Annotated in this window: 22 protein-coding genes and 1 pseudogene; 19 read left to right on the top strand and 4 right to left on the bottom strand. The window is 62.8% G+C overall.

Annotated elements, in window-relative coordinates:
- Positions 1-75 precede the first annotated feature (75 nt).
- The 7 genes from QQK16_RS01150 (at position 76) to QQK16_RS01120 (ending at position 5970) form a co-directional block, all read left to right on the top strand.
- Positions 76-468 (top strand): outer membrane protein assembly factor BamE, encoded by a 393-nt coding sequence (locus tag QQK16_RS01150; RefSeq protein ID WP_284194591.1) that lies wholly within the window; start codon positions 76-78, stop codon positions 466-468.
- The gene (gene dapB, locus QQK16_RS01145) at positions 465-1274 is read left to right on the top strand and encodes a 4-hydroxy-tetrahydrodipicolinate reductase (protein ID WP_284194590.1); all 810 of its coding nucleotides are present in this window, start codon (positions 465-467) and stop codon (positions 1272-1274) included. The genes QQK16_RS01150 and dapB overlap by 4 nt, the downstream gene beginning before the upstream one ends.
- 149 nt (positions 1275-1423) lie before the next feature.
- The gene (rraA, locus tag QQK16_RS01140) at positions 1424-1903 is read left to right on the top strand and encodes a ribonuclease E activity regulator RraA (RefSeq protein WP_284194589.1); all 480 of its coding nucleotides are present in this window, start codon (positions 1424-1426) and stop codon (positions 1901-1903) included.
- Positions 1904-1974: 71 nt separating this feature from the next.
- Positions 1975-3633 carry a response regulator gene (locus QQK16_RS01135; protein WP_284194588.1) on the top strand — a complete coding sequence of 553 codons (1659 nt, stop codon included), beginning with the start codon at positions 1975-1977 and terminating at the stop codon, positions 3631-3633.
- A gap of 177 nt (positions 3634-3810) precedes the next feature.
- The gene (locus QQK16_RS01130) at positions 3811-4389 is read left to right on the top strand and encodes an RNA polymerase sigma factor (RefSeq protein ID WP_284194587.1); all 579 of its coding nucleotides are present in this window, start codon (positions 3811-3813) and stop codon (positions 4387-4389) included.
- Positions 4386-4916, top strand: coding sequence for a hypothetical protein (locus QQK16_RS01125; protein ID WP_284194586.1), 531 nt, complete (start codon positions 4386-4388; stop codon positions 4914-4916). The genes QQK16_RS01130 and QQK16_RS01125 overlap by 4 nt, the downstream gene beginning before the upstream one ends.
- 10 nt (positions 4917-4926) lie before the next feature.
- Entirely contained in the window at positions 4927-5970 is a 1044-nt protein-coding gene (locus QQK16_RS01120) for a hypothetical protein (RefSeq protein WP_284194585.1), read from the top strand.
- Positions 5971-6000: 30 nt separating this feature from the next.
- On the opposite strand, the gene QQK16_RS01115 is transcribed toward QQK16_RS01120, so the two are convergent.
- From QQK16_RS01115 to QQK16_RS01100, 4 genes are all read right to left on the bottom strand, one after another.
- Entirely contained in the window at positions 6001-6912 is a 912-nt protein-coding gene (locus QQK16_RS01115) for a GNAT family N-acetyltransferase (protein ID WP_284194584.1), read from the bottom strand.
- Positions 6909-7511, bottom strand: coding sequence for a DUF2087 domain-containing protein (locus tag QQK16_RS01110; RefSeq protein WP_284194583.1), 603 nt, complete (start codon positions 7509-7511; stop codon positions 6909-6911). The genes QQK16_RS01115 and QQK16_RS01110 overlap by 4 nt, the downstream gene beginning before the upstream one ends.
- A 343-nt stretch (positions 7512-7854) precedes the next feature.
- Positions 7855-8292, bottom strand: a complete 438-nt coding sequence (locus QQK16_RS01105) for a hypothetical protein (protein ID WP_284194582.1) — start codon at positions 8290-8292, stop codon at positions 7855-7857.
- 90 nt (positions 8293-8382) lie between these two features.
- Positions 8383-9771 (bottom strand): aminopeptidase P family protein, encoded by a 1389-nt coding sequence (locus tag QQK16_RS01100; RefSeq protein WP_284194581.1) that lies wholly within the window; start codon positions 9769-9771, stop codon positions 8383-8385.
- Between the two features lie 287 nt (positions 9772-10058).
- Here QQK16_RS01100 and argJ point away from each other — a divergent pair, with 287 nt between their 5' ends.
- The 12 genes and pseudogenes from argJ to lipA all read left to right on the top strand — a co-directional run bounded on the left by argJ (position 10059) and on the right by lipA (position 19063).
- Positions 10059-11282, top strand: coding sequence for a bifunctional glutamate N-acetyltransferase/amino-acid acetyltransferase ArgJ (argJ, locus tag QQK16_RS01095; protein ID WP_284194580.1), 1224 nt, complete (start codon positions 10059-10061; stop codon positions 11280-11282).
- On the top strand, positions 11279-11575 hold the full coding sequence (locus QQK16_RS01090) for a hypothetical protein (RefSeq protein ID WP_284194579.1): 297 nt from the start codon (positions 11279-11281) through the stop codon (positions 11573-11575). The genes argJ and QQK16_RS01090 overlap by 4 nt, the downstream gene beginning before the upstream one ends.
- Complete coding sequence (locus QQK16_RS01085) at positions 11565-12407, top strand: ATP-binding protein (RefSeq protein ID WP_284194578.1); 843 nt, start codon at positions 11565-11567, stop codon at positions 12405-12407. Before QQK16_RS01090 ends, QQK16_RS01085 begins: the two co-directional genes overlap by 11 nt.
- Before the next feature lie 34 nt (positions 12408-12441).
- A complete protein-coding gene (locus QQK16_RS01080; protein WP_284194577.1) occupies positions 12442-13392 on the top strand; it encodes a Nudix family hydrolase in 951 nt (316 codons plus the stop codon).
- A complete protein-coding gene (locus QQK16_RS01075) occupies positions 13389-13808 on the top strand; it encodes a hypothetical protein (protein ID WP_284194576.1) in 420 nt (139 codons plus the stop codon). Before QQK16_RS01080 ends, QQK16_RS01075 begins: the two co-directional genes overlap by 4 nt.
- 209 nt (positions 13809-14017) lie before the next feature.
- A complete protein-coding gene (locus QQK16_RS01070) occupies positions 14018-15148 on the top strand; it encodes a D-alanyl-D-alanine carboxypeptidase family protein (RefSeq protein ID WP_284194575.1) in 1131 nt (376 codons plus the stop codon).
- A gap of 33 nt (positions 15149-15181) precedes the next feature.
- A complete protein-coding gene (locus tag QQK16_RS01065; RefSeq protein ID WP_284194574.1) occupies positions 15182-15649 on the top strand; it encodes a GNAT family N-acetyltransferase in 468 nt (155 codons plus the stop codon).
- Positions 15650-15700: 51 nt separating this feature from the next.
- Entirely contained in the window at positions 15701-16516 is an 816-nt protein-coding gene (locus tag QQK16_RS01060; RefSeq protein WP_284194573.1) for a D-amino acid aminotransferase, read from the top strand.
- A 3-nt stretch (positions 16517-16519) separates the two neighbouring features.
- Positions 16520-16789 (top strand): YbeD family protein, encoded by a 270-nt coding sequence (locus tag QQK16_RS01055; RefSeq protein ID WP_284194572.1) that lies wholly within the window; start codon positions 16520-16522, stop codon positions 16787-16789.
- A pseudogene (locus tag QQK16_RS21205) lies at positions 16786-17166 on the top strand (GNAT family N-acetyltransferase); the annotation flags it as partial. The gene QQK16_RS01055 and the pseudogene QQK16_RS21205, both read left to right, overlap by 4 nt.
- Before the next feature lie 75 nt (positions 17167-17241).
- Positions 17242-17916 carry a lipoyl(octanoyl) transferase LipB gene (lipB, locus tag QQK16_RS21200; RefSeq protein WP_308446989.1) on the top strand — a complete coding sequence of 225 codons (675 nt, stop codon included), beginning with the start codon at positions 17242-17244 and terminating at the stop codon, positions 17914-17916.
- 175 nt (positions 17917-18091) lie between these two features.
- Positions 18092-19063, top strand: a complete 972-nt coding sequence (gene lipA / locus QQK16_RS01045; RefSeq protein ID WP_308446971.1) for a lipoyl synthase — start codon at positions 18092-18094, stop codon at positions 19061-19063.
- The last annotated feature ends 108 nt before the right edge of the window (positions 19064-19171 follow it).

Here is a 19171-nt window from a genome sequence, read left to right as displayed (position 1 = left end):
GATTAGGCTATGATACGGCACTTCTTGGGCTGAACGCAGTCTCCTCCGTCTACTATCGATTCCAGTATTCCATCCATGCGTACATTGCTGATCGCCACCTTGCTAGCCTCGCTCACCGCCTGCAGCTACCTGACTCCCTACAAGCTGGACGTGCCGCAAGGCAACGCCATCACCGCAGACCAGGTGGCCAAGCTCAAGCTGGGCATGACGCGCGCGCAGGTGCGCTTTGCCTTGGGTACGCCGCTGCTGGTCGATGCTTTCCACCCCAATCGCTGGGATTACCTCTATTACGATAGCAAGGGCGGCAAGGTGGAGCAGAACAAGCGCTACCATGTGCTGTTCGATGGCGACCGGGTGATCGGCATGGGTGGCGACACCTTGCCGGCCCGTGCCAGTGTGGCCGACAAGGCCCCCAAGGATCCGCGCGCCACGGCGGCGCCGGAGGCTGCTGCGCCGGTGGCAAAATGAGCGGCCCCTTGCGCGTTGCCATCGCGGGTACCTCGGGCCGCATGGGCCGGGTATTGATCGAAACCGTACTGGCGGCCGGCGACTGCCGGTTGACGGTGGCGCTGGATCGGGCCGAGTCAGCCAGCTTGGGGCAGGATGCCGGGCACAATCTGGGGCAGCTTACCGGTGTGGCTATCCGCAGCGATGTGGCCACCGCGCTGCGTGAGGCAGATGTATTGATCGACTTCACCCGCCCCGACGGTACTTTGGCTCACCTGGCCATCTGCCGTGAGCTGGGGGTGAATCTGGTTGTTGGCACCACCGGCTTCGACGAAGCTGGCAAGGCGGCGCTGAAGGATGCCAGCCAAGACATAGGCATCGTGTTTGCCCCCAATATGAGCGTGGGGGTCAACCTGACCTTCAAGCTGCTGGAAATGGCCGCCAAGGTGCTGGCCGAAGGCTACGATATCGAGATCGTCGAGGCGCACCACCGCCACAAGGTGGACGCCCCTTCCGGTACGGCACTGCGCATGGGTGAGGTAGTAGCCGATGCCCTGGGGCGCGACCTCAAGACCTGCGCGGTCTATGGCCGGGAAGGCGTGACCGGCGCACGTGATCCGTCCACCATCGGCTTTGCCACCGTGCGGGGCGGCGATGTGGTGGGCGACCACACGGTGATGTTCATGGCCGATGGCGAGCGAGTGGAAATCAGCCACAAGGCCAGCTCCCGCGCCACCTTTGCGCAAGGCGCCGTACGCGCTGCGCGCTGGCTGAAGCAGCAGCCGGCTGGGTTGTACGATATGCAGGATGTGCTGGGCCTGCGCTAAAACATGTTGGACTGAAGCATTGAGGGGCGATGGCGGGAAGTCGACACTTCTGTCGCCTGCCCAGCACGAGAGACAAAAAACGGGGAGCCATGTGCTCCCCGTTTTGCTAGGCTCCAGCTACCCCTTACATTTTGCATGGAGCCTGCGGCATGACCTTTCATACCACCGATATCAGTGATCATCAGGGCGAACGGGTGCAGGTGGCCGACCCCATCTTCCGCCATTTTGGCCAACGCGGACGGTTTGCCGGGCAGATTGCCACGCTCAAGGTATTCGAGGACAACAGCCTGGTGCGTGCTGCACTGGAAACCCAGGGTCATGGCCGGGTGTTGGTGGTGGATGGCGGCGGCAGCCTGCGCTGCGCCTTGGTCGGAGGGCAACTGGGTGAGCTGGCGGTGCAGAATGGCTGGTCTGGCATTGTGGTATGGGGCTGTGTACGTGATACGACCGAACTCCATGGCCACGATGTCGGCATCCTTGCGTTGGCTAGCCACCCGCGCAAGAGCGTGAAGAAAGGCGAGGGCAGCCGCGACCTGGTACTACACTTCGCAGGTGTCAGTTTTGTCCCTGGCCACTGGTTGTACGCCGACGAGGATGGCTTGCTGGTCGCGCCTGAACCCGTCATCTGATAACCCGGCCTGCGTGCCCTGGGCCGGCACGCACTGGCCCTGATGCGGCCCTTTGAAGCCAGGCAAACACCATGCATCAGCGTTCCCTTTCCGCCCTGGTGGCGGACCCATCATCCACCGTTAGGCTGTCCTTGCGCGCCATCTTGCAGGGTTGCGACGTGGGCCGCATTGATACCGCCTCGACCATCAGCGAAGCGCGCCGCCGATTGCTGGATGGCAAATACGATCTGGTGCTGTGCGAGTTCCATTTCGAATCAGAGGAGACAGGTCAGGATCTGCTGGAAGAGCTGCGCGAGAAGAAACTACTGCCGCTCTCCACGCTGTTCTTCATGGTCACCGCCGAAGCCAGCTACGCCAGGGTAGTGAATGTGGCGGAGGAAACCCCCGACGACTACATGCTCAAGCCGGTACAGGCAGGGGAGTTGTCGGAGCGGATAGAGAAGGCTTTCAATCGCCGCCAGGCGCTGATGGAAATCTATGAGGCGCTGAACGACAAGCATTACAACAAGGCGCTCAAGAGCGCACAGCAGATGATGGCGGTGAAAACGCCTTACCTGGGCGATATCGTCCGGCTGGCCGCCAATATCCTTTTCCGCTTGGGGCGGCTGGAAGAAGCGGCCACCATGTACAAGCGTATCCTGGCCACCCGTAATCCGGCCTGGGCCAAGCTGGGCTTGGCCAAGGTGGCCTTGCGCATGGGCGACAAGGCAACGGCCGAGGCGGCCATGCTCGATATCGTCAACCTGCATTTCCGCTACCTGCCGGTATACAACCAGTTGGCCGAGCTATATCTGTCGGAAGAGCGCTACGATGATGCGCTGGATATCACCGAGCAGGCGCTCAAGATCACGCCCAACAACCTCAAGCGCCTGCAGCGTGCGGGGCAGATAGCCTGGAGCCTGGGCGATACGACCAAGGCGGCCGAGCACCTGGGCCGTGCGGTGCGCTTGAATGGCAAGGCGGTAGACCTGGACTACCGCAGCATCTTCCACCTGGCCTTGTTGCAGTTCAACGCAGGCGGGTTGCCCGATGGCGCCAGCCTGGTCAAACAGCTGCTGGCCAAGTGCAAGGCCGAGGAGCTGGGGGTGGAGGGCCGTCGGGGGGAGTGGTATGCCGAGCTGGCGCAGGCGGCGGAATCAATCGCCCGCCGTGAGCCGCTGGCGGCCATTGATGTCATGCGGAAGCTGGCGACCCACTGGGATGCCCCGGATTTTGACTTTGCCTTTGCGCTGGATTACCTGGCCTTATTGGCACAATTGTATGCCGAGGATATCGCCAGCACGCTGATAGCCTGGATAGAGCCCATCGCCTTGCGGTTTGACAGCGGCCGCCATGCCGACCAGCTGCTGGTGCAGCCCTTGGTCAAGCACCCCAAGCTGGTGGGAGTGATCACAAGGGCGGGCGAGGTGATAGCCCAGACCACCAACCAGGCGGCCAAAATGATGGTGGAGGATAATACGCGCGCGGCGGCTGAGCTGTTGATCCAAGAGGGCCAGCGCACCCGCAACAACCGGCTGCTGGCGGCAGCGGCCAATGCCGCCGCAAAGAACTACCTGAGCTACAAGGAGCCAGCCTTCAGGCAGCAGGCCGAGACCTGCCTGGCCTTCATGGTGCCAGCCGACGACCAACTGACCTTGCGGCTGCGGGCACAGATGGGCAGCGTGAAGGTAGCCGATGACGCCGCGGAAACACCCGCCGCACCGACGCCGTCGGTAGAAGGTAGCGACTAAGCGCCGCTAACAAACCTATTGTGCGTGCTTGTGGGAGCTTGCCGTAGCCATGTACTGACTGCTGCACGCGCCATCGCCCGCACGCCTGGCAAGAACCACTACGCTGGAACTTTTTCGCCGCCAGCGCTGAATACGGGTAGAGGGTGCCGTGTCGGGCACCCATAACCCGAGCCCAAAGTGTCCGTCCTAGCCCATCCTACTGATGCCGAGCTGCACAACCGCCTGATGGCGGGCGACGAGGCGGCCTTTACCCAGGTCTATCGTCGCCACAAGGATGTGGTCTACCGCTTTGCGCTGATGCTGTGCGGCGCCAGCGGCCTGGCTGCCGATGCCACCCAGGAAACCTTCCTGCTGCTGATACGCGAGCCTGCCCGGTTTGATCCGGCGCGTGGTGCGCTGTCTGCCTTTTTGCTCGGTGTGGTGCGCAATCTGGTGCGACGGGGGCGCGACGACCTGGCTGTCGCGGCGCCAGACGAGGATGATTCGGTGCCTGACGGCAGCCACGACCCCACCCCGCTGGCGACACTGCTGGCAGGCGAGACACTCAACAGCCTGCACCAAGCCATTTTGTCCCTGCCGTTTGCCTACCGCGAAGCCCTGGTGCTGTGCGATCTGCAGGAACTGCCCTATCTCGATGCCGCCAACGTGATCGGCTGCCCTATCGGCACCGTGCGTTCGCGACTCAACCGCGCCCGCGCCAAGCTGGCTGAACTGCTGGCCGAACACGCGCCCTTGCGCCTGGAGACCACCTTATGACACCCGATGAGAAAACCCTGCATGCAGCCTATGCGCCGCTACGCCAGGCACTGGCCGCGACAGTGCCGCCTGCCGGCCTGGAGGCAGGTTTGCTGGCTGCCTTCCGCCAGCAGCATCCTCCCGTCAGCCGGTGGCAGCGGCTCATGCAGTGGCTACGGCAGGATAGGGGGCTATATCTGTCGCTGGGTGGGGGCTGTGTGGCCGCCCTGGCTGCCTTGATGTGGCTGCGCCCCATGCTGTGGAACGAGACACAGGCCTTGCAGGCGGCCCCTGCCGGCACTCTGGTGCCCACCGCCAGCACAGAGCTGACCACGGCTTTTTTCCCCCTGGGCGACCCTGCCCGTATCGAGGCCGCCCAGCATGCCCGCATGGTGAGAGTGTCCATGCCCCGGGCCTCGCTGGCGGCCTATGGCTTGCCAGTCAACCCGGAACTGGCCGACGAGGCCATCGAGGCCGACCTGCTGGTCGGCGACGATGGCGCTCCGCTGGCCTTGCGCTTTGTACGCGGTAAATACCAACTGATCTGAAAGGAATGCCATGACAACCCAACATCTGCCGCTGGGGCTGCTGCTCTGCCTGCTGGCCCCCCTGGCCCTGGCCGACGAGGTGGTGGAGGAACGTATCGTACTGGCCGGCGATCCAGCACCCACAGACGGCGGCAAGAGCACGATGGAGAAACGCATCATCATTACCCGGGTAGGTGGGGATGGCGTAGGCGCGCCACCTTTGCCGCCGCTCCCTCCGTTGCCGCCCACGCCGGAGATGATCAACCTGCACATGCCCGGCATGCCGTTTGCCGATGGCAATACGCTGGCCTTTGCCGGGAGCGAGTTCGGCTCCGCCGCCAACGTCAAGGGCGCACCCTACAGCGCCGAGGCCATCAGCGAGAAAGTACAGACCCTGCTGGATGGCAATCGCATCGTGAAGCGGTCGGTAACCCGCCTGTATCGCGATGGCGAGGGGCGCAGCCGGCAAGATACGCTGAACGACGATGGCACTGTCCGCAGCGCTTTCATATTCGACCCCGTTGGTGGCGCGCATTGGCTGCTGAGCCCAGCGCGCAAGGCGGCCACCAAGCTGCCTTTCCCCGCGATGCACAATTCGCGTGTCGAAGTGGGCCACCATGAGGCTGGGATGGAGGGCGCTGGCCAGGCCGGCAGGGAGGTGAGGGTAGAGCGCAATGTGGTGGTGTTGCGAGGCCAGGATGGCCAGGAGACGCGCCTGGAGCAGGGCAGCGAACCTGAATCCGGCGCAGCCCGCAAATCCCTGGGTAGCAAGGAGATGGAGGGGGTGAAGGTGGAAGGCAGCCAGTTAGTCCGTACCATACCGGCTGGCCGGATCGGCAATGAAAAACCTATCCAGATCGTGACGGAGCGCTGGTACGCACCTGAGCTGAAGGTGGTGCTGGCAACCCAGACCCGTGACCCCCGCAGTGGCGAAACCAGCTACAAGCTGACCAAGCTCAAGCGCAGCGAACCCGCCAGCGACCTTTTCAAGCCGCCGGCCGACTACAAGGTGCGTGATGTCATGGCCAAGCAACCCAAGGTGCCGGCTCCGCCCGCACCACCCAAAGCGCCTTGAATGCCAGCCGCCGTGGCGGCTGGCCTGGGGCTAGCAGAGGGATAGCTGATACACCGTGCGCCTGGGCAGGTGCTCGTACCCGCCCAGCCGCTCATGCAGTGCCATGGAGGCGCCGTTGCTGCTGGCCACCATGGCATGCAGATGGCTGACTCCCCGTCGCCGCAGCGCCTCGCCTGCTTGGGCATACAGCGCCGCAGCCAAGCCTCGGCCTTGCAGTGCCGGCATGACTCCGACGGCATCGACCTCTTCGCCGCTGACCAGCAAGAACGCCTGGTAGTGGCCCTGCTCATCGACCAGCACGCGGCTGACTGTCCAATCGGCAGCCGACCACTCCTCCTGCATGGCGGCCACGTCTGGCACGGGGGCGTTGGGTACCTGCTGGAAGCACTGGGCATAGCATGCACGCAGGGCAGGCCAGTCGATCTCGGCGTAGGGCAGGCTACGCAGCCCTGCTGGTAGCGTGGTGGTGCCGGCTATAGGCAGGGGGAGCGCCCAGTGAACGAACTCGAACACCGGCACGAAGCCGGCAGCCAGCAGTGCCGACTGCTTGGCCGATTCGGCGGCAAAGCTACCGATGCGTAGGCGTTTGGCGCCAGCCTCGCTCGCCACCGCGATGACCCGGGCAATCAGCAAGCTGGCTACCTCCTGGTCTGCCGCCAGTAGCGGTGCACCATAGCCGCAACCATCCTGCTCCACCCCCTGCAGCACCCAGCCAGCACAACCCACCGCCTGGCCACGGCGCCAAGCCAGGCAGGCATGCTGGCCATGGCCTCGTGCCACGTCGGTCAGCTCCTCGGCCAAGCCCGGTTGGGCATGGGGTGCCAGCAAGTCATCGCGCAGTTGCTGCAATGCCGGCAAGGCGGCTGCTTGCAGTGGGGTCAGGGTGATGGTGGACACGGTGGCGTTGTGGGGTCTGGGGCTGCAGAGTACCAGCGGGCTCATGCGGCGGCCCGCTGGCGGCAGAGCTGCATCAGCTCGCGTACATCGGCCGGCGGTGCCTGTTCCAGCCGGCGGTATCGGGCGCCATCGGGCGTGCGCTCCAGCAGGCGGTAGTTCACCAGCTCGCGCCGCAGCAGCACGTGGTCACCAAACGCCTCGCCCTGTCTGATGTAGTCATTCACTTCACGCTCAGTCATATCCTGTCGGGCCGGCAGGCGGGCCCAAACAGTCCAGAGCACGGGGAATTGTTCCGAGAACTTGCCCGGCCAGCGCAGCAGGCGCCCTTGCTCATCGAAATGGCGCAATAGCCGCTGGGTATTGGCAGGTGCCACCATCTTGCCCGCTACCAACCTGGGGCCGTTGAGTGGAGGAGCGGCGGCGGGAAGCGCGGCGACGGCCGGCGCGGCGGCCGCCGGTGCGGAGACTACCGCCTCGGCACTTTCGCGGAAATGCTGGAAGTTCTGATAGCCGGCAGCACGCGCCAGCATATTGAGCATCTGCAGATGGCCGGGTGGTGTGCTGGCATCTGCCCATTGCTTGACCAGCGAGCGGGCCAGGGAGGAGATATCGTCAGCGTAAAACGGAAAAACGGGACGAGACATGGTCGATTCCTTGTCGTCGTGCCTGCAGTCCAAGCTGCATGCCATGGTCGCCGTTGTGGCTTGGCACTCAGGTTTCGAGCCAAGCTGCGCCGAGAGGCGCATGGAGTGGTTTTGCCTGGCAGGTTTAGCGTGGTTCGCATGAACCGGCGACGCCTGGGTGAACTGCCGACCAGTGCGCAGGATAAACCGGAAGAGGCGCTTGACTCAAGCGTAGCGCTTAGAGCCGCTAACAAATACCTCTGGCGTTTTTGTGCGAGCTGGCCGTACCCACGTACTGTCTGCTGCGCGCTCCATCGCTCGCACGCTTAGCCAGAACCGCTACGCTGGGTTTTGTTAGCCGCTCTTAGTCCGTTTCATACCCAATGTGGATGGGGAGGTTGCGGCGCAGCATTTCAGTAATGACGGCTTGATTCACGGCCTCATCGTCAGAGGGTAGATGCGAAACCCCATTGATGCGGTGGATAGGTTGGTAGACGACATACGAGGCATCCTTGAGATGTGCGTTCAAACCCAGTTTTTTTGCTTTGTTATGAAGGCGCCGGGCCTCAAGATTGCCGTAGCGGCCGAGATCGAGTTCCCTTTCCTCTTGTGCCAAGGCTCTGACGGCTGCGGGGGCCATGGTGCTGAATTGAGGAAGTAAGCCACGTAAAGCGACCAACTCTTTGACTGATACGCCGGTTTCAGCAAAGCTGACAATGACATGTGCTTCGCTATGTATGCCTTGCGCCAATGCCCAGTCTCCGGACTCCCAAAGGTACGCTAGGTGGTTGATGTCAGGCACTTTGCATGTTCCGATAGATACGGTGGACAAGGGGTGGTTAGGCCACTTGTCCGCCGTAATTAAGGCAGATGCCGGCTGGTCTGATTCAAGTTAGGCACTCGCCAGCGCTTCAATCTCGGTAATGGTCTTGGGTATGGGTTTGCCCAGCACGCGCGCACCATCGGCTGTGATCAGCACGTCATCCTCGATACGTATGCCACCGAAGTCGGCGTACTGCCGCGCCACGTCGTAGTCTATCAAACCGGCATGGCGCTGCTCGGCTGCCCAGCGCTCGATCAGCGCGGGAATGAAGTAGGCGCCAGGCTCCACGGTCACGACCCAGCCTTCACGCAAGGGACGGCCCAGGCGCAGCGATTTGCGGCCGAATTCGCTGGCGCGCTCTACCCCTTCGCCGTAGCCCACCCAATTCTCGTTGAGCGCTTCCATATCGTGTACATCCAGGCCGATGTGGTGGCCCAACCCGTGCGGGAACACCAGGGCGTAAGCACCGCTGGCAACTACCTCGGCCGCATCGCCCTTGAACAGGCCGGTGGGGGCCAAGCCGCTGACCAGCACCCTGGCGGCCAGATCGTGTACCTCGCGGTAGGGTACGCCGGGTTTCATGGCATCAATGGCCGCCAGCTGTGCATCCAGCACGGCCTGGTAGACCTGCTTCTGCCGTTCGTTGAAACGGCCTGCCACCGGAATGGTGCGGGTGATGTCGCTGGCGTAGTGCAGCGGGCTCTCGGCGCCGGCATCGTTGACCACCAGATCACCAGCCTTGAGGGTGTAGCCATGGCCGTGGTTGTGCAGGATATGGCCGTCACGGCTGAAAATGACGGGGTAGGCCAGCGCACGGCCCTGGCTCTGCGCCAGGCCGGTCATCAAGCCGACCACCTCTTGCTCCTTTACCCCGGGGCGGGACGAACGCATGGCCAGCATATGCATGCGGTAGGCGACTTCCAGGGTGTTCTCCATCTCGGCGATTTCCTCGGCCGACTTGACCGAGCGCAGCGCGATGACCGCACGGGTCAGCGATTCGGATGCCGCATCGTCCACTGCTGCGACATAGAGCTGCAGCAGTTCCGCCAGCCAGACGCGGTGCTCGGCGCGGTAAGGCGGCAGATAGTGCACCTTGCGGCCACCATCGCGGGCGCGGCTCACCACGCCGTCGAGCTTGGACAGCGCCAGCGTCTGGCTGACTGCCACCGCCTGGGCCTGCTCGGCCAAGCTAGGCAGCGGGCCGGTCCAGACTATGCTGTCCAGGCCGCCATCGTCGCCAAACAGGGTGGCGCTGTCGGCCTCCACGTCTATCACGGCAGCCAGCCCCGGCAGGTCCAGCCCGAAGAAATACAGGAAGCTGGAGTCCTGGCGAAAGTGGTAGATGTTGTCGGTGTAGTTCATGGGGCTGTCGGCATTGCCTAGCAGCAGGATCAGGCCAGAACCGACCTGTTGGGCCAGTGCCGCGCGACGGGCGCGATAGATGTCGGGTGCGAACATGGGGCTACCTTGTGTAGAAGCGGAGCAAATGGGATGCGGCATGATAGCGCTCTGGCCGGGATGCTGCATGGGGATGGTCGGCCAAGTGGGTGAGATCGCCGCTGATAGCGCACAAACCAGGTAGGGGCTATCACTTGCGAACAATTGATACTGTTTCCGGTTGCGGCAATTACCCTAATTGCGCGTGCATTGCCTCGTTAATCCCCCTGTATTCCTGTAACAGCAACGGTACAATCATCGCCTTTTCGTACCGCAGCATTCGACTCAGAAAAGTCTAAGGAACCACCATGCCCGTCAACCTCACCGCCCCCGACCCCGCCAGCCTGCACGCCGTTCCCGGCATTACCCTGGGCATAGGCAGCGCCGGTATCAAGAAACCCGGCCGCAAGGATGTGCTGGTGATGCTGCTGGCAGAAGGTGCAAAAGTGGCCGGGGTGTTTACCCGCAATCGCTTTTGCGCCGCGCCGGTCCAACTGTGCCGCGATCATCTGGCCCAGGCTACGCCGCGTGCGCTGGTGGTCAACACCGGCAACGCCAATGCCGGTACCGGGTTGGATGGGCGCGAGCGGGCGCTCAAGGTGTGCGATGCACTGGCAGCGGAGCTGGGTGCCGAGCGCAGCCAGATACTGCCGTTCTCTACCGGGGTGATACTGGAGCCTCTGCCCTACGAGAAGATCGTGGCAGCGTTGCCAGGTGCAGTGGCCAATCTGTCGCCCGCCAACTGGGCCGATGCCGCCGAGGCCATCATGACCACCGATGTGGTGAGCAAGGCAGCCAGCCGGCAAGTACAGGTGGCAGGGCAGACCATTACCATCACCGGCATCGCCAAGGGCGCCGGCATGATTCACCCCAATATGGCGACCATGCTCGGCTATGTAGCGCTGGACGCCAAGCTGGCACAGCCGCTGCTGCAGGCCCTGGTCAAGCATGCGGCTGACCGCAGCTTCAACTGCATCACCATTGATGGCGACACCTCGACCAACGATAGCTTCATGCTGATTGCTACCGGCCAGACCGGCGCCGAGATCAGCGATGCCGACAGCGCTGAATACGCGCTGCTGCGTGATGCCGTGACGGCGGTGGCGCAGACCCTGGCACAAGCCATTGTCCGCGATGGTGAAGGCGCCACCAAGTTCATGACCGTGCAAGTGGAGGGTGGCCGTGACGAGAGCGAATGCAAGGCTGTGGGTTATGCCATAGGCCGCTCGCCACTGGTCAAGACAGCCTTTTTTGCTTCTGACCCCAATCTTGGCCGCATCCTGGCTGCCATAGGCTATGCCGGCATCGACGACCTGGATGTGGACAAGCTGGATCTTTATCTGGACGACGTGCTGGTCGCCACTCAGGGCGGTCGCAACCCGGCGTATCGCGAGGAAGACGGCCAGCGCGTGATGAACAAGGCCGAGATACTGATACGCGTGGTGCTGAACCGTGGCCCGGTGGCGGCCACGGTCTGGACCTGTGATTTCAGCTACGACTACGTCAAGATCAACGCGGACTACCGCTCGTGAGCCAGCGCAGCCTCGCGCCACAGATCATTACCGGGCTGGGCTTGATGCTGCTGACGGGCGCCTTGCTGCGGCAGGGGGTGGAGTGGGCCATGGTGGATGTCTGCCTGGACGGCGGCGGCGCTTATGACTATGCCCGCGCCGTCTGCCGCGAGCCCGGCTACAGTGCTGCCATACCCTCTTTGTGGCAACGCAACCCGGCCGTGGTGCTGCTGGCAAGCAGCGGTACGGTGCTGGCACTGCTGGGTGCTGGATTGATCTACCTGAGCCGCCGTGGAGGCGACGATGAATCTTGAGCAGCTGTTGGCCCGGCTGGAGGCCATACTGCCGCCAGCAGACGCCGCGCCCGATTGGTCTGCCACGGCTTTTCGCTGGCGCAAGCAGGCTGCCTTGGGCACCACTGTGGGCTGGCTGGAAGCCGTGCACCAACCGCATCGGCTGCGGCTGGCTGATCTGCAGAACATCGAACCGCAAAAGGCCGAGATCGTCCGCAATACCCACCAGTTCGTGCAGGGGCGGCTGGCCAACAATGTACTGCTGACCGGCGCACGCGGCACCGGCAAATCCTCGCTGGTCAAAGCCCTGTTGTATGAGTTTGCCGACCAGGGCCTGCGTCTGGTGGAGGTGGACAAGGACGATCTGTGTGACCTAGCCGATATCGTCGCCAAGCTGGCGCATCGCCCGGAGCGCTTTATCGTGTTTTGCGACGACCTGAGCTTTGAGGAGGGCGAGGGCGGTTACAAGGCGCTGAAGTCGGTACTGGACGGCAGTATTGCGGCAACCAGCAGCAATATCCTGATCTATGCCACCTCGAATCGCCGCCATCTGTTGCCCGAGTATTTTGACGAGAACAGACGTAGCCGCCATGTGGATGGTGAGGTGCACCCGGCAGATGCAGTAGAGGAAAAAATCAGCCTGTCCGAGCGCTTTGGTCTGTGGCTGAGTTTCTATCCCTTCAGCCAGGAGGAATATCTGGCTGCTGCGCGTCATTGGCTGGCCGAGTTTGGCCGGCATGAGTGGAACGAACCTCTGGAGCGTGCTGCGCTCAATTGGGCGCTGGGCCGTGGTTCACGCTCGGGCAGGGTGGCTTGGCAGTTTGCCCGTGATCGGGCAGGGCGCATCAGCTAGGGCGTAGCCGTCCATTACCTTTATCAGGGCAAAGATGACCGAAACCAAGACTACCCATGTTGCCGCCGGCATACTGATACGGCCTGATGGCCAGTTCCTGCTGGGCTCGCGCCCGGAAGGCAAGCCCTATGCCGGCTGGTGGGAGTTCCCAGGGGGCAAGCTGGAGGGGGGCGAGACGCCGCTGCAGGCGCTGGTGCGCGAGTTGCACGAGGAAATGGGCGTGACCGTTTCGGCGGCGCAGCCCTGGCTGGTGCAGACCTTCACCTATCCCCATGCCCATGTCAGGCTCAATTTCTTCAAGGTGACCGATTGGCAGGGTGAGCCCCACCCGCATGAAGGGCAGGCATTTGCTTGGCAGGTGCCGGGAGCCTTGACGGTGGACCCGGTGTTGCCCGCCAACACCCCCATCCTGCGTGGCTTGCAGTTGCCGGCGGTGTTGCCGTTTTCCAATGTGGCGGAATTGGGCGAGGCGGCCTGGCTTAGGCAGCTGGACCTGGCACTGGCGCAAGGCCTGCGCTGGCTGGTGCTGCGCGAGCCGCAACTGCCAGCGCAGGCCTACGCAGGCCTCGCAGCCGAGGTGCAGGCACGGTTGCAGCCCTATGGGGCTCGCCTGCTGGTGCATGGCCAACCGCAACGGGCGCACGACCTGGGCGCGGCCGGTGTGCATCTGCCTGCGCGGGTGCTGATGGAAACCACCGAACGGCCTGAGGGCTGGTGTGGTGCATCGGTACATAATGCAACAGAGCTGGCCAGGGTGGCTGAGCTGGGCCTGGATTACGCTGTGCTGGGGGCGATACAGCCTACACAGACCCATCCAGGCAGCGCTACGCTGGGCTGGGATGGCTTCGCCGCGCTGGTGGGGCAGGGCTGGCCCTTCCCTGTGTATGGCATTGGTGGTCTCAAGCAGGCCGATCTCGCCGCGGCACAGGCTGCAGGCGCCCAAGGCGTTGCCCTGCTGCGGGCCGCCTGGCAAGGGCTGTCATGAAGCACGCCGGCTGGTTATTGATGACAGTGGCCAGCCTGACGGCCCTGCTACTGCTGGCCAATCGCCTGCGGCCCGTGGCCCCGCCCTCGGTGCTGACGGCCAGTTGCGCTGATCTGACTCAGCCCTGCCGCATCCCCTATGGTACGCAGGTGGTGGAGGTCCGAGCCTTGCAGCTTCCCTCTGCCCTCAAGCCATTTCAGCTGGAGGTGCGCGGCCTGGCCGGGCCGATCACCGCTCGCTTTGGCATGGTAGGGATGGATATGGGCCCGATAGCGCTACCACTCAATGATGAGCCGGGCGGGGTGGCCGCAGCCCAGGTGGTGCTACCGCTCTGCGTACAGGGACGCCGCGACTGGCTGCTGTGGCTGGATAGCCAGGCCGGGCGGATAGAGGTACGGTTCGTGGCAGGGGCCTGATCCAGCCATCGGTGCAACTGGCACAACGTCCCGCCAGGTCCGCAGGGTGATACAGCCGGAACAACGCTGTGGCTGGGGAACATCGCCGCGCTGCGCGAGTCGCAACGGTATCGGCAATCTAATTGCGATTTCGGAATCGACCGCACCGGTTAGCGCGGGCGATTGCTTTATAATCCTGCGTTCTCGCATCATTCCGCCTTATATCCCGCATGAAAAATACCCTGATTGCCCTGGCCGTCGCCTTGTCCGTCCAGGCTGGTGCTGCTGCATTGCCCGTGCCGCCCGCCCCTGATCTGTCGGCAACTGCCTATTTGCTGCTGGACTTCAATAGCGGTACCACCCTGGCTGCCAAGGATGCCGACCGCCGTATTGAACCGGCCTCCCTGACCAAGTTGATGACGGCCTACCTGACCTTCCAGGCGTTGAAGGAAGGCCGCATCAAGATGGATCAGCAATTTACGGTATCGGAAAAAGGCTGGCGCACCGAAGGGTCGCGCATGTTTCTTGATCCCAAGAAGCCAGCCTCGGTCAGCGACATGATCAAGGGAATGATCGTGCAGAGCGGCAACGATGCCTGCGTGACGCTGGCCGAAGCCATCGCCGGCACCGAGGAAACCTTTGCCGGCATGATGAACCAGCAGGCAGCCCGGCTGGGCATGAAGAACACCCACTTCATGAACTCCACCGGCCTGCCTGATCCGCAGCACTACACCACAGCGCGCGACCTGGGCATCCTGGCAGCCGCCATCATCCGCGATTTTCCGCAGCACTATCCCATCTACTCGATGCGGGATTTCCGTTACAACAATATCTCCCAGCCCAATCGCAACCTGTTGCTGTACCGCGATCCACAAGTCGATGGCATGAAGACCGGCCACACCGACAGCGCAGGCTACTGCCTGGTGGCAAGCAAGCGCGACGGACAGCGGCGGGTGCTCAGTGTGGTGCTGGGTACGGATTCTGATGTGACCCGTGCCAATGAAAGCGCCCGCCTGCTAGGCTATGGCATGCAGTTCTTCGACGTGCCCAAGCTGTTCGCGGCCCGTCAGCCAGTGAGCCAGGTCAAGGTGTACAAGGGGGCCAGCAATACGGTGCCGGTCGGTTTTGATACCGATCAGTATGTGGCGGTGGCCAAGGGAGCCTCGGCCCGCCTGCAGAAACAGGTACTGCTCAAGCCGCATTTGACCGCGCCGGTGGCGGCAGGCCAGGTGGTGGGCAGCATCAAGTTGAGCGTGGATGGCCAGCCCTTGGCCGAGCTGCCGCTTAAGGTACTGACTGCCGTGCCAGAGGCTGGTTTCTTCGGTCGTAGTGTCGATAGCGTCAAGCTGTGGTTCAACTGAGCGCCTGTGCTGGACCGGAGTCATGGATAGGTCGTGAAAGCAGGGACAGACGCCAAGGTAGCTAAGCCGGGGTGGTCGCTGCGCCCGGTGGTTTTGGCCGATCAGGCGGGCTTGATCCGCCTATCGGCGCAATTGGGCTATCCCATTGAAAATCAGCTGCTTGGCCACAATTTGCAATTCATGCTGGCCAGACCAGACCACAGGGTGCTGGTAGTAGCCGATGCCCAGGGGCAGATACTGGGCTGGGTACATGGCTATGTGCGGGTGGTGCTGGAGGCGGAGCCGGCGGTGGAAGTGGGTGGCCTGGTGGTGGACGTCGCCTGCCGTGGCCAGGGGCTGGGGCGGGCGTTGATGGCCGGTCTGGAGGACTGGGCTCGCACCCAGGCTGTGGGCCGGATCACCCTGCGCTCTGGTATGGAGCGGCCCGAGGCACACTGTTTCTACCTGAGTTTGGGCTATACCGCTATCAAGCAGCAGCAGGCGTTTTCCAAGTCTCTCTAAGGGCTAGCAATGCTTTATCTGAATGGCCGGTTTTGCCGTGCTGAAGATGCCATGATCTCGGCGCTTGATCGCGGCTGCCTGTTTGGCGACGGGGTGTACGAGGTGATCCCTGTCTACTCGCGCAATCCGTTCCGGCTGGATGAGCATCTGGCCCGGCTGGACGCCAGCCTGGCAGCCATCTCGCTGCCCAACCCGCACACACCGCTGCAATGGGCAGAGCTGGTGCGCGAGGTGATACGACTGCAGGCCTACGATGATCAGTCCGTTTACCTGCATGTGACACGCGGCAATGCCGGCGAGCGGGATTTTCCCTTCCCTGCTGGCGTGGCCCCCACTGTGCTGATCAACCCCAGCCCGCTGGTCACGCCATCGCCCGAGGCCAAGGCAAAGGGTGTGCGCGCCATCAGTCATGCCGATTTCCGCTGGCTGCGTTGCGATATCAAATCGCTCAACCTGCTGCCCACGGTGCTGCTGCGCGAGGCGGCCAAACAGCAAGGCTGTGCCGAGTGCCTGATGTTCCGCGATGGCATGCTGTCTGAGGGTGCGGCAAGCAATGTATTTGTGGTGAAGCAGGGCGTGATCGCCTGCCCACCCAAGAACCATTTGATACTGCCGGGCATTACCTACGACCTGGTAATAGAGCTTGCGCGCCAGCATGGTGTACCCATGGAGGTACGCCCGGTGACCGAGGCAGAGGTGCGCAATGCCGATGAGCTGTGGATGACCAGCTCCACTCGGGAGGTGCTGGCCATCGTGGAACTCGATGGCCAGGCAGTGGGCGATGGCTGTGTCGGCCCCATGGCCAGGCAGTTGGACCAGTACTACCAGGATTTCAAACGCACCGTGATGCGGGCAGGAAAGGAATAGACGATGAGTGAACAGGATAAACCCCTGCTCGAGTTTCCAACGCGTTTCCCCATCAAGGTGATGGGTGCGCGGCATGATGAATTTTCGCAGACCATATTCGAGCTGGTACGGGTGCATGCGCCGGATATCGTGGCCGAGGATATCGAGCTGCGTATCAGTTCAGGCGGCAATTATGTGTCGCTGACTGTCACGGTGACGGCCATCTCGCAGGCCCAGCTGGATGAAATCTATCGCGCCGTGACCGGACACCCCATGGTGAAATACGTGCTATGAGTGCAGGCTTTAGCTTACGCCCGGCGCGGCCGGGAGCGGCCGCGGCACTTAGCGCCATTGCCCATGCAGCCAAGGCCCACTGGGGCTACCCGGCAGAATGGCTGGCGCTTTGGCGTGACGGATTGACCGTCACCGAGCCGGAGCTGGCTGCCAATTGGGCCGTGGTGGCCGAAACTGGCGGCGAAACGGTGGGTTTTGCCATGGTGGAACGGGTAGACGGCCTGGCCGAGCTGACCCATTGCTGGGTATTGCCGGGCACCATGGGACAAGGCCTGGGGCGCCAACTGCTGGCGGCTGCCAGGCAGCACCTGGGCCGCAGCGAGCCCTTGCTGATTGCCGCCGAACCCAAGGCTGAAACCTTCTATCACCGCTTTGGCGCCCGCACCATAGGCATGCTGCCATCCCAGCCCGAAGGCAGGCAACTGCCCTTGATGCTGCTGCAGGACGAGATCATGCTGGCCGGATCGACCGTAGCAAGCCGCTGGCTGGGGACGCAGGAATACATCCCGACCTGGCGTGCCATGCAGACCATGACCAGCCACCGCAATGGCAACACCACCGATGAGCTCTGGCTGCTGGAACACCCGCCGGTGTTTACGCAAGGCCAGGCCGGCAAGCCGGAACACGTGCTGCAAAGAAGCAATATCCCCATCGTGCCGATAGACCGTGGCGGCCAGGTGACCTACCACGGCCCAGGGCAACTGATAGGCTATCTGCTGATGGATCTGGGTCGCCGCAAGCTGGGTGTGCGCGAGATGGTGCGCCGTATCGAGCAAAGCATCATCGATCTGCTGGCAGACCACGGCATACGCGCCTATGGCAAGGAAGATGCCCCCGGCGTCTATGTGGATGAAGCCAAGATCGCTTCGCTGGGCCTGCGCATACGCGATGGCAAGTGCTATCACGGCCTGGCCCTGAATGTGGACATGGACCTGTCGCCGTTCAGCCAGATCAACCCCTGTGGTTACGCCGGTTTGCGGGTGATACAGCTGGCCGATTTCGGCATTCGGGAAACGCCGGCCTCGCTTGCGCCGCAATTGGCCGCTAAAATCAATGCCTTGCTGGGGCAGGAAGGTACTGCCTCGCCAGCAGACTACGCCCTGAGCGCCAAGCCGGCCGCTAGCTGAGCTGCTTATATAAGGGTGCAGCTGCAAGCTGCTTGGTCTACGCAAGGCGCAGCGCACATCTATCGTATCGGCCTTGCATGGCTGGGGGGCGAAGCGATACATCCTGTGCGCCATGTCGCGTTGCGATCCAGGGTGGCCTGCGGTCGTATCCATAACAAAGAAAGAACCCCCAAGCATGTCCTCGCCCGTCGTTACTACCCCGCCCGCCCGCGCCGAGCAAGGCGTCAAGCTCAAGGGCGAGGCCAAGACTGCCCGCATTCCCATCAAGATCGTGCCGCTGGACAAACCGCTGGAAAAACCAGACTGGATACGCGTCAAGGCGCCCAGTGGCAGCCGTTTTTACGAGATCAAGAACATCCTGCGCGAGCAGAAGCTGCACTCGGTGTGCGAAGAAGCCAGCTGCCCCAATATCGGCGAGTGCTTCGGCAAGGGTACGGCCACCTTCATGATCATGGGCGACATCTGTACCCGCCGTTGCCCCTTCTGCGATGTGGGCCACGGCCGCCCCAATCCGCTGGATACCAACGAACCGCGCCACCTGGCAGAGACCATCGCCGCACTGCGGCTCAAGTATGTGGTGATTACCTCGGTGGACCGGGACGACTTGCGCGACGGCGGTGCCCAGCATTTTGCCGATTGCATCAGCCTGACCCGCGAATTGTCGCCCGGCACCCAGATCGAAGTGCTGGTGCCGGATTTCCGCGGCCGGCTCGATATCGCCATCGATATCCTGACCAAGACGGCGCCAGACGTGATGAACCACAACCTGGAAACCGCGCCGCGCCTCTACAAGCAGGCACGGCCAGGCTCCGATTACCTGCATTCGCTCAAGCTGCTGAAGGACTACAAGGCGCTCAACCCGAATGTAGCGACCAAGAGCGGCATTATGGTGGGCCTGGGCGAGACCGATGAAGAGGTGCTGGAAGTGATGCGCGACATGCGCGCCCACGATATCGACATGATCACCATAGGCCAGTACCTGGCACCGTCGAACTCCCACCTGCCAGTGCTGCGCTATGTCACCCCCGACCAGTTCAAGGCATTCGAGGCCGAGGCCTACCGCATGGGCTTCAAGCATGCTGCCGTCGGCGCGCTGGTGCGTAGCTCCTACCATGCAGATCAGCAGGCGCATGACGCAGGTTTGTAATGCAGGCACCTTCGCTCAGCGCGACGATGATAGCGATAAAAGCGACTGAGTATGAGCGGTTGTATGGATAGTAAGGGAAGCCGCCGTTGGCGGCTTTCTTCTGCGTGA

Source organism: Chitinimonas prasina (assembly GCF_030160395.1).
Taxonomy (GTDB): Bacteria; Pseudomonadota; Gammaproteobacteria; order Burkholderiales; family Chitinimonadaceae; genus Chitinimonas; species Chitinimonas prasina.
The sequence above is the reverse complement of the archived record's forward strand: the minus strand, read 5'-3'. Positions and strand labels throughout refer to the sequence as shown.

Excerpts from the sequence above, each read along its gene's own strand:
- lipB (WP_308446989.1), top strand. The coding sequence starts at position 17,242 with ATGCTGGCCGGATCGACCGTAGCAAGCCGCTGGCTGGGGACGCAGGAA.
- QQK16_RS01100 (WP_284194581.1), bottom strand. The coding sequence starts at position 9,771 with ATGTTCGCACCCGACATCTATCGCGCCCGTCGCGCGGCACTGGCCCAA.
- QQK16_RS01125 (WP_284194586.1), top strand. The coding sequence starts at position 4,386 with ATGACACCCGATGAGAAAACCCTGCATGCAGCCTATGCGCCGCTACGC.
- QQK16_RS01135 (WP_284194588.1), top strand. The coding sequence starts at position 1,975 with ATGCATCAGCGTTCCCTTTCCGCCCTGGTGGCGGACCCATCATCCACC.
- QQK16_RS01070 (WP_284194575.1), top strand. The coding sequence starts at position 14,018 with ATGAAAAATACCCTGATTGCCCTGGCCGTCGCCTTGTCCGTCCAGGCT.
- argJ (WP_284194580.1), top strand. The coding sequence starts at position 10,059 with ATGCCCGTCAACCTCACCGCCCCCGACCCCGCCAGCCTGCACGCCGTT.
- lipA (WP_308446971.1), top strand. The coding sequence starts at position 18,092 with ATGTCCTCGCCCGTCGTTACTACCCCGCCCGCCCGCGCCGAGCAAGGC.
- QQK16_RS01080 (WP_284194577.1), top strand. The coding sequence starts at position 12,442 with ATGACCGAAACCAAGACTACCCATGTTGCCGCCGGCATACTGATACGG.
- QQK16_RS01075 (WP_284194576.1), top strand. The coding sequence starts at position 13,389 with ATGAAGCACGCCGGCTGGTTATTGATGACAGTGGCCAGCCTGACGGCC.
- dapB (WP_284194590.1), top strand. The coding sequence starts at position 465 with ATGAGCGGCCCCTTGCGCGTTGCCATCGCGGGTACCTCGGGCCGCATG.
- QQK16_RS01150 (WP_284194591.1), top strand. The coding sequence starts at position 76 with ATGCGTACATTGCTGATCGCCACCTTGCTAGCCTCGCTCACCGCCTGC.
- QQK16_RS01055 (WP_284194572.1), top strand. The coding sequence starts at position 16,520 with ATGAGTGAACAGGATAAACCCCTGCTCGAGTTTCCAACGCGTTTCCCC.
- QQK16_RS01115 (WP_284194584.1), bottom strand. The coding sequence starts at position 6,912 with ATGAGCCCGCTGGTACTCTGCAGCCCCAGACCCCACAACGCCACCGTG.
- QQK16_RS01060 (WP_284194573.1), top strand. The coding sequence starts at position 15,701 with ATGATCTCGGCGCTTGATCGCGGCTGCCTGTTTGGCGACGGGGTGTAC.
- QQK16_RS01085 (WP_284194578.1), top strand. The coding sequence starts at position 11,565 with ATGAATCTTGAGCAGCTGTTGGCCCGGCTGGAGGCCATACTGCCGCCA.
- QQK16_RS01110 (WP_284194583.1), bottom strand. The coding sequence starts at position 7,511 with ATGTCTCGTCCCGTTTTTCCGTTTTACGCTGACGATATCTCCTCCCTG.
- rraA (WP_284194589.1), top strand. The coding sequence starts at position 1,424 with ATGACCTTTCATACCACCGATATCAGTGATCATCAGGGCGAACGGGTG.
- QQK16_RS01120 (WP_284194585.1), top strand. The coding sequence starts at position 4,927 with ATGACAACCCAACATCTGCCGCTGGGGCTGCTGCTCTGCCTGCTGGCC.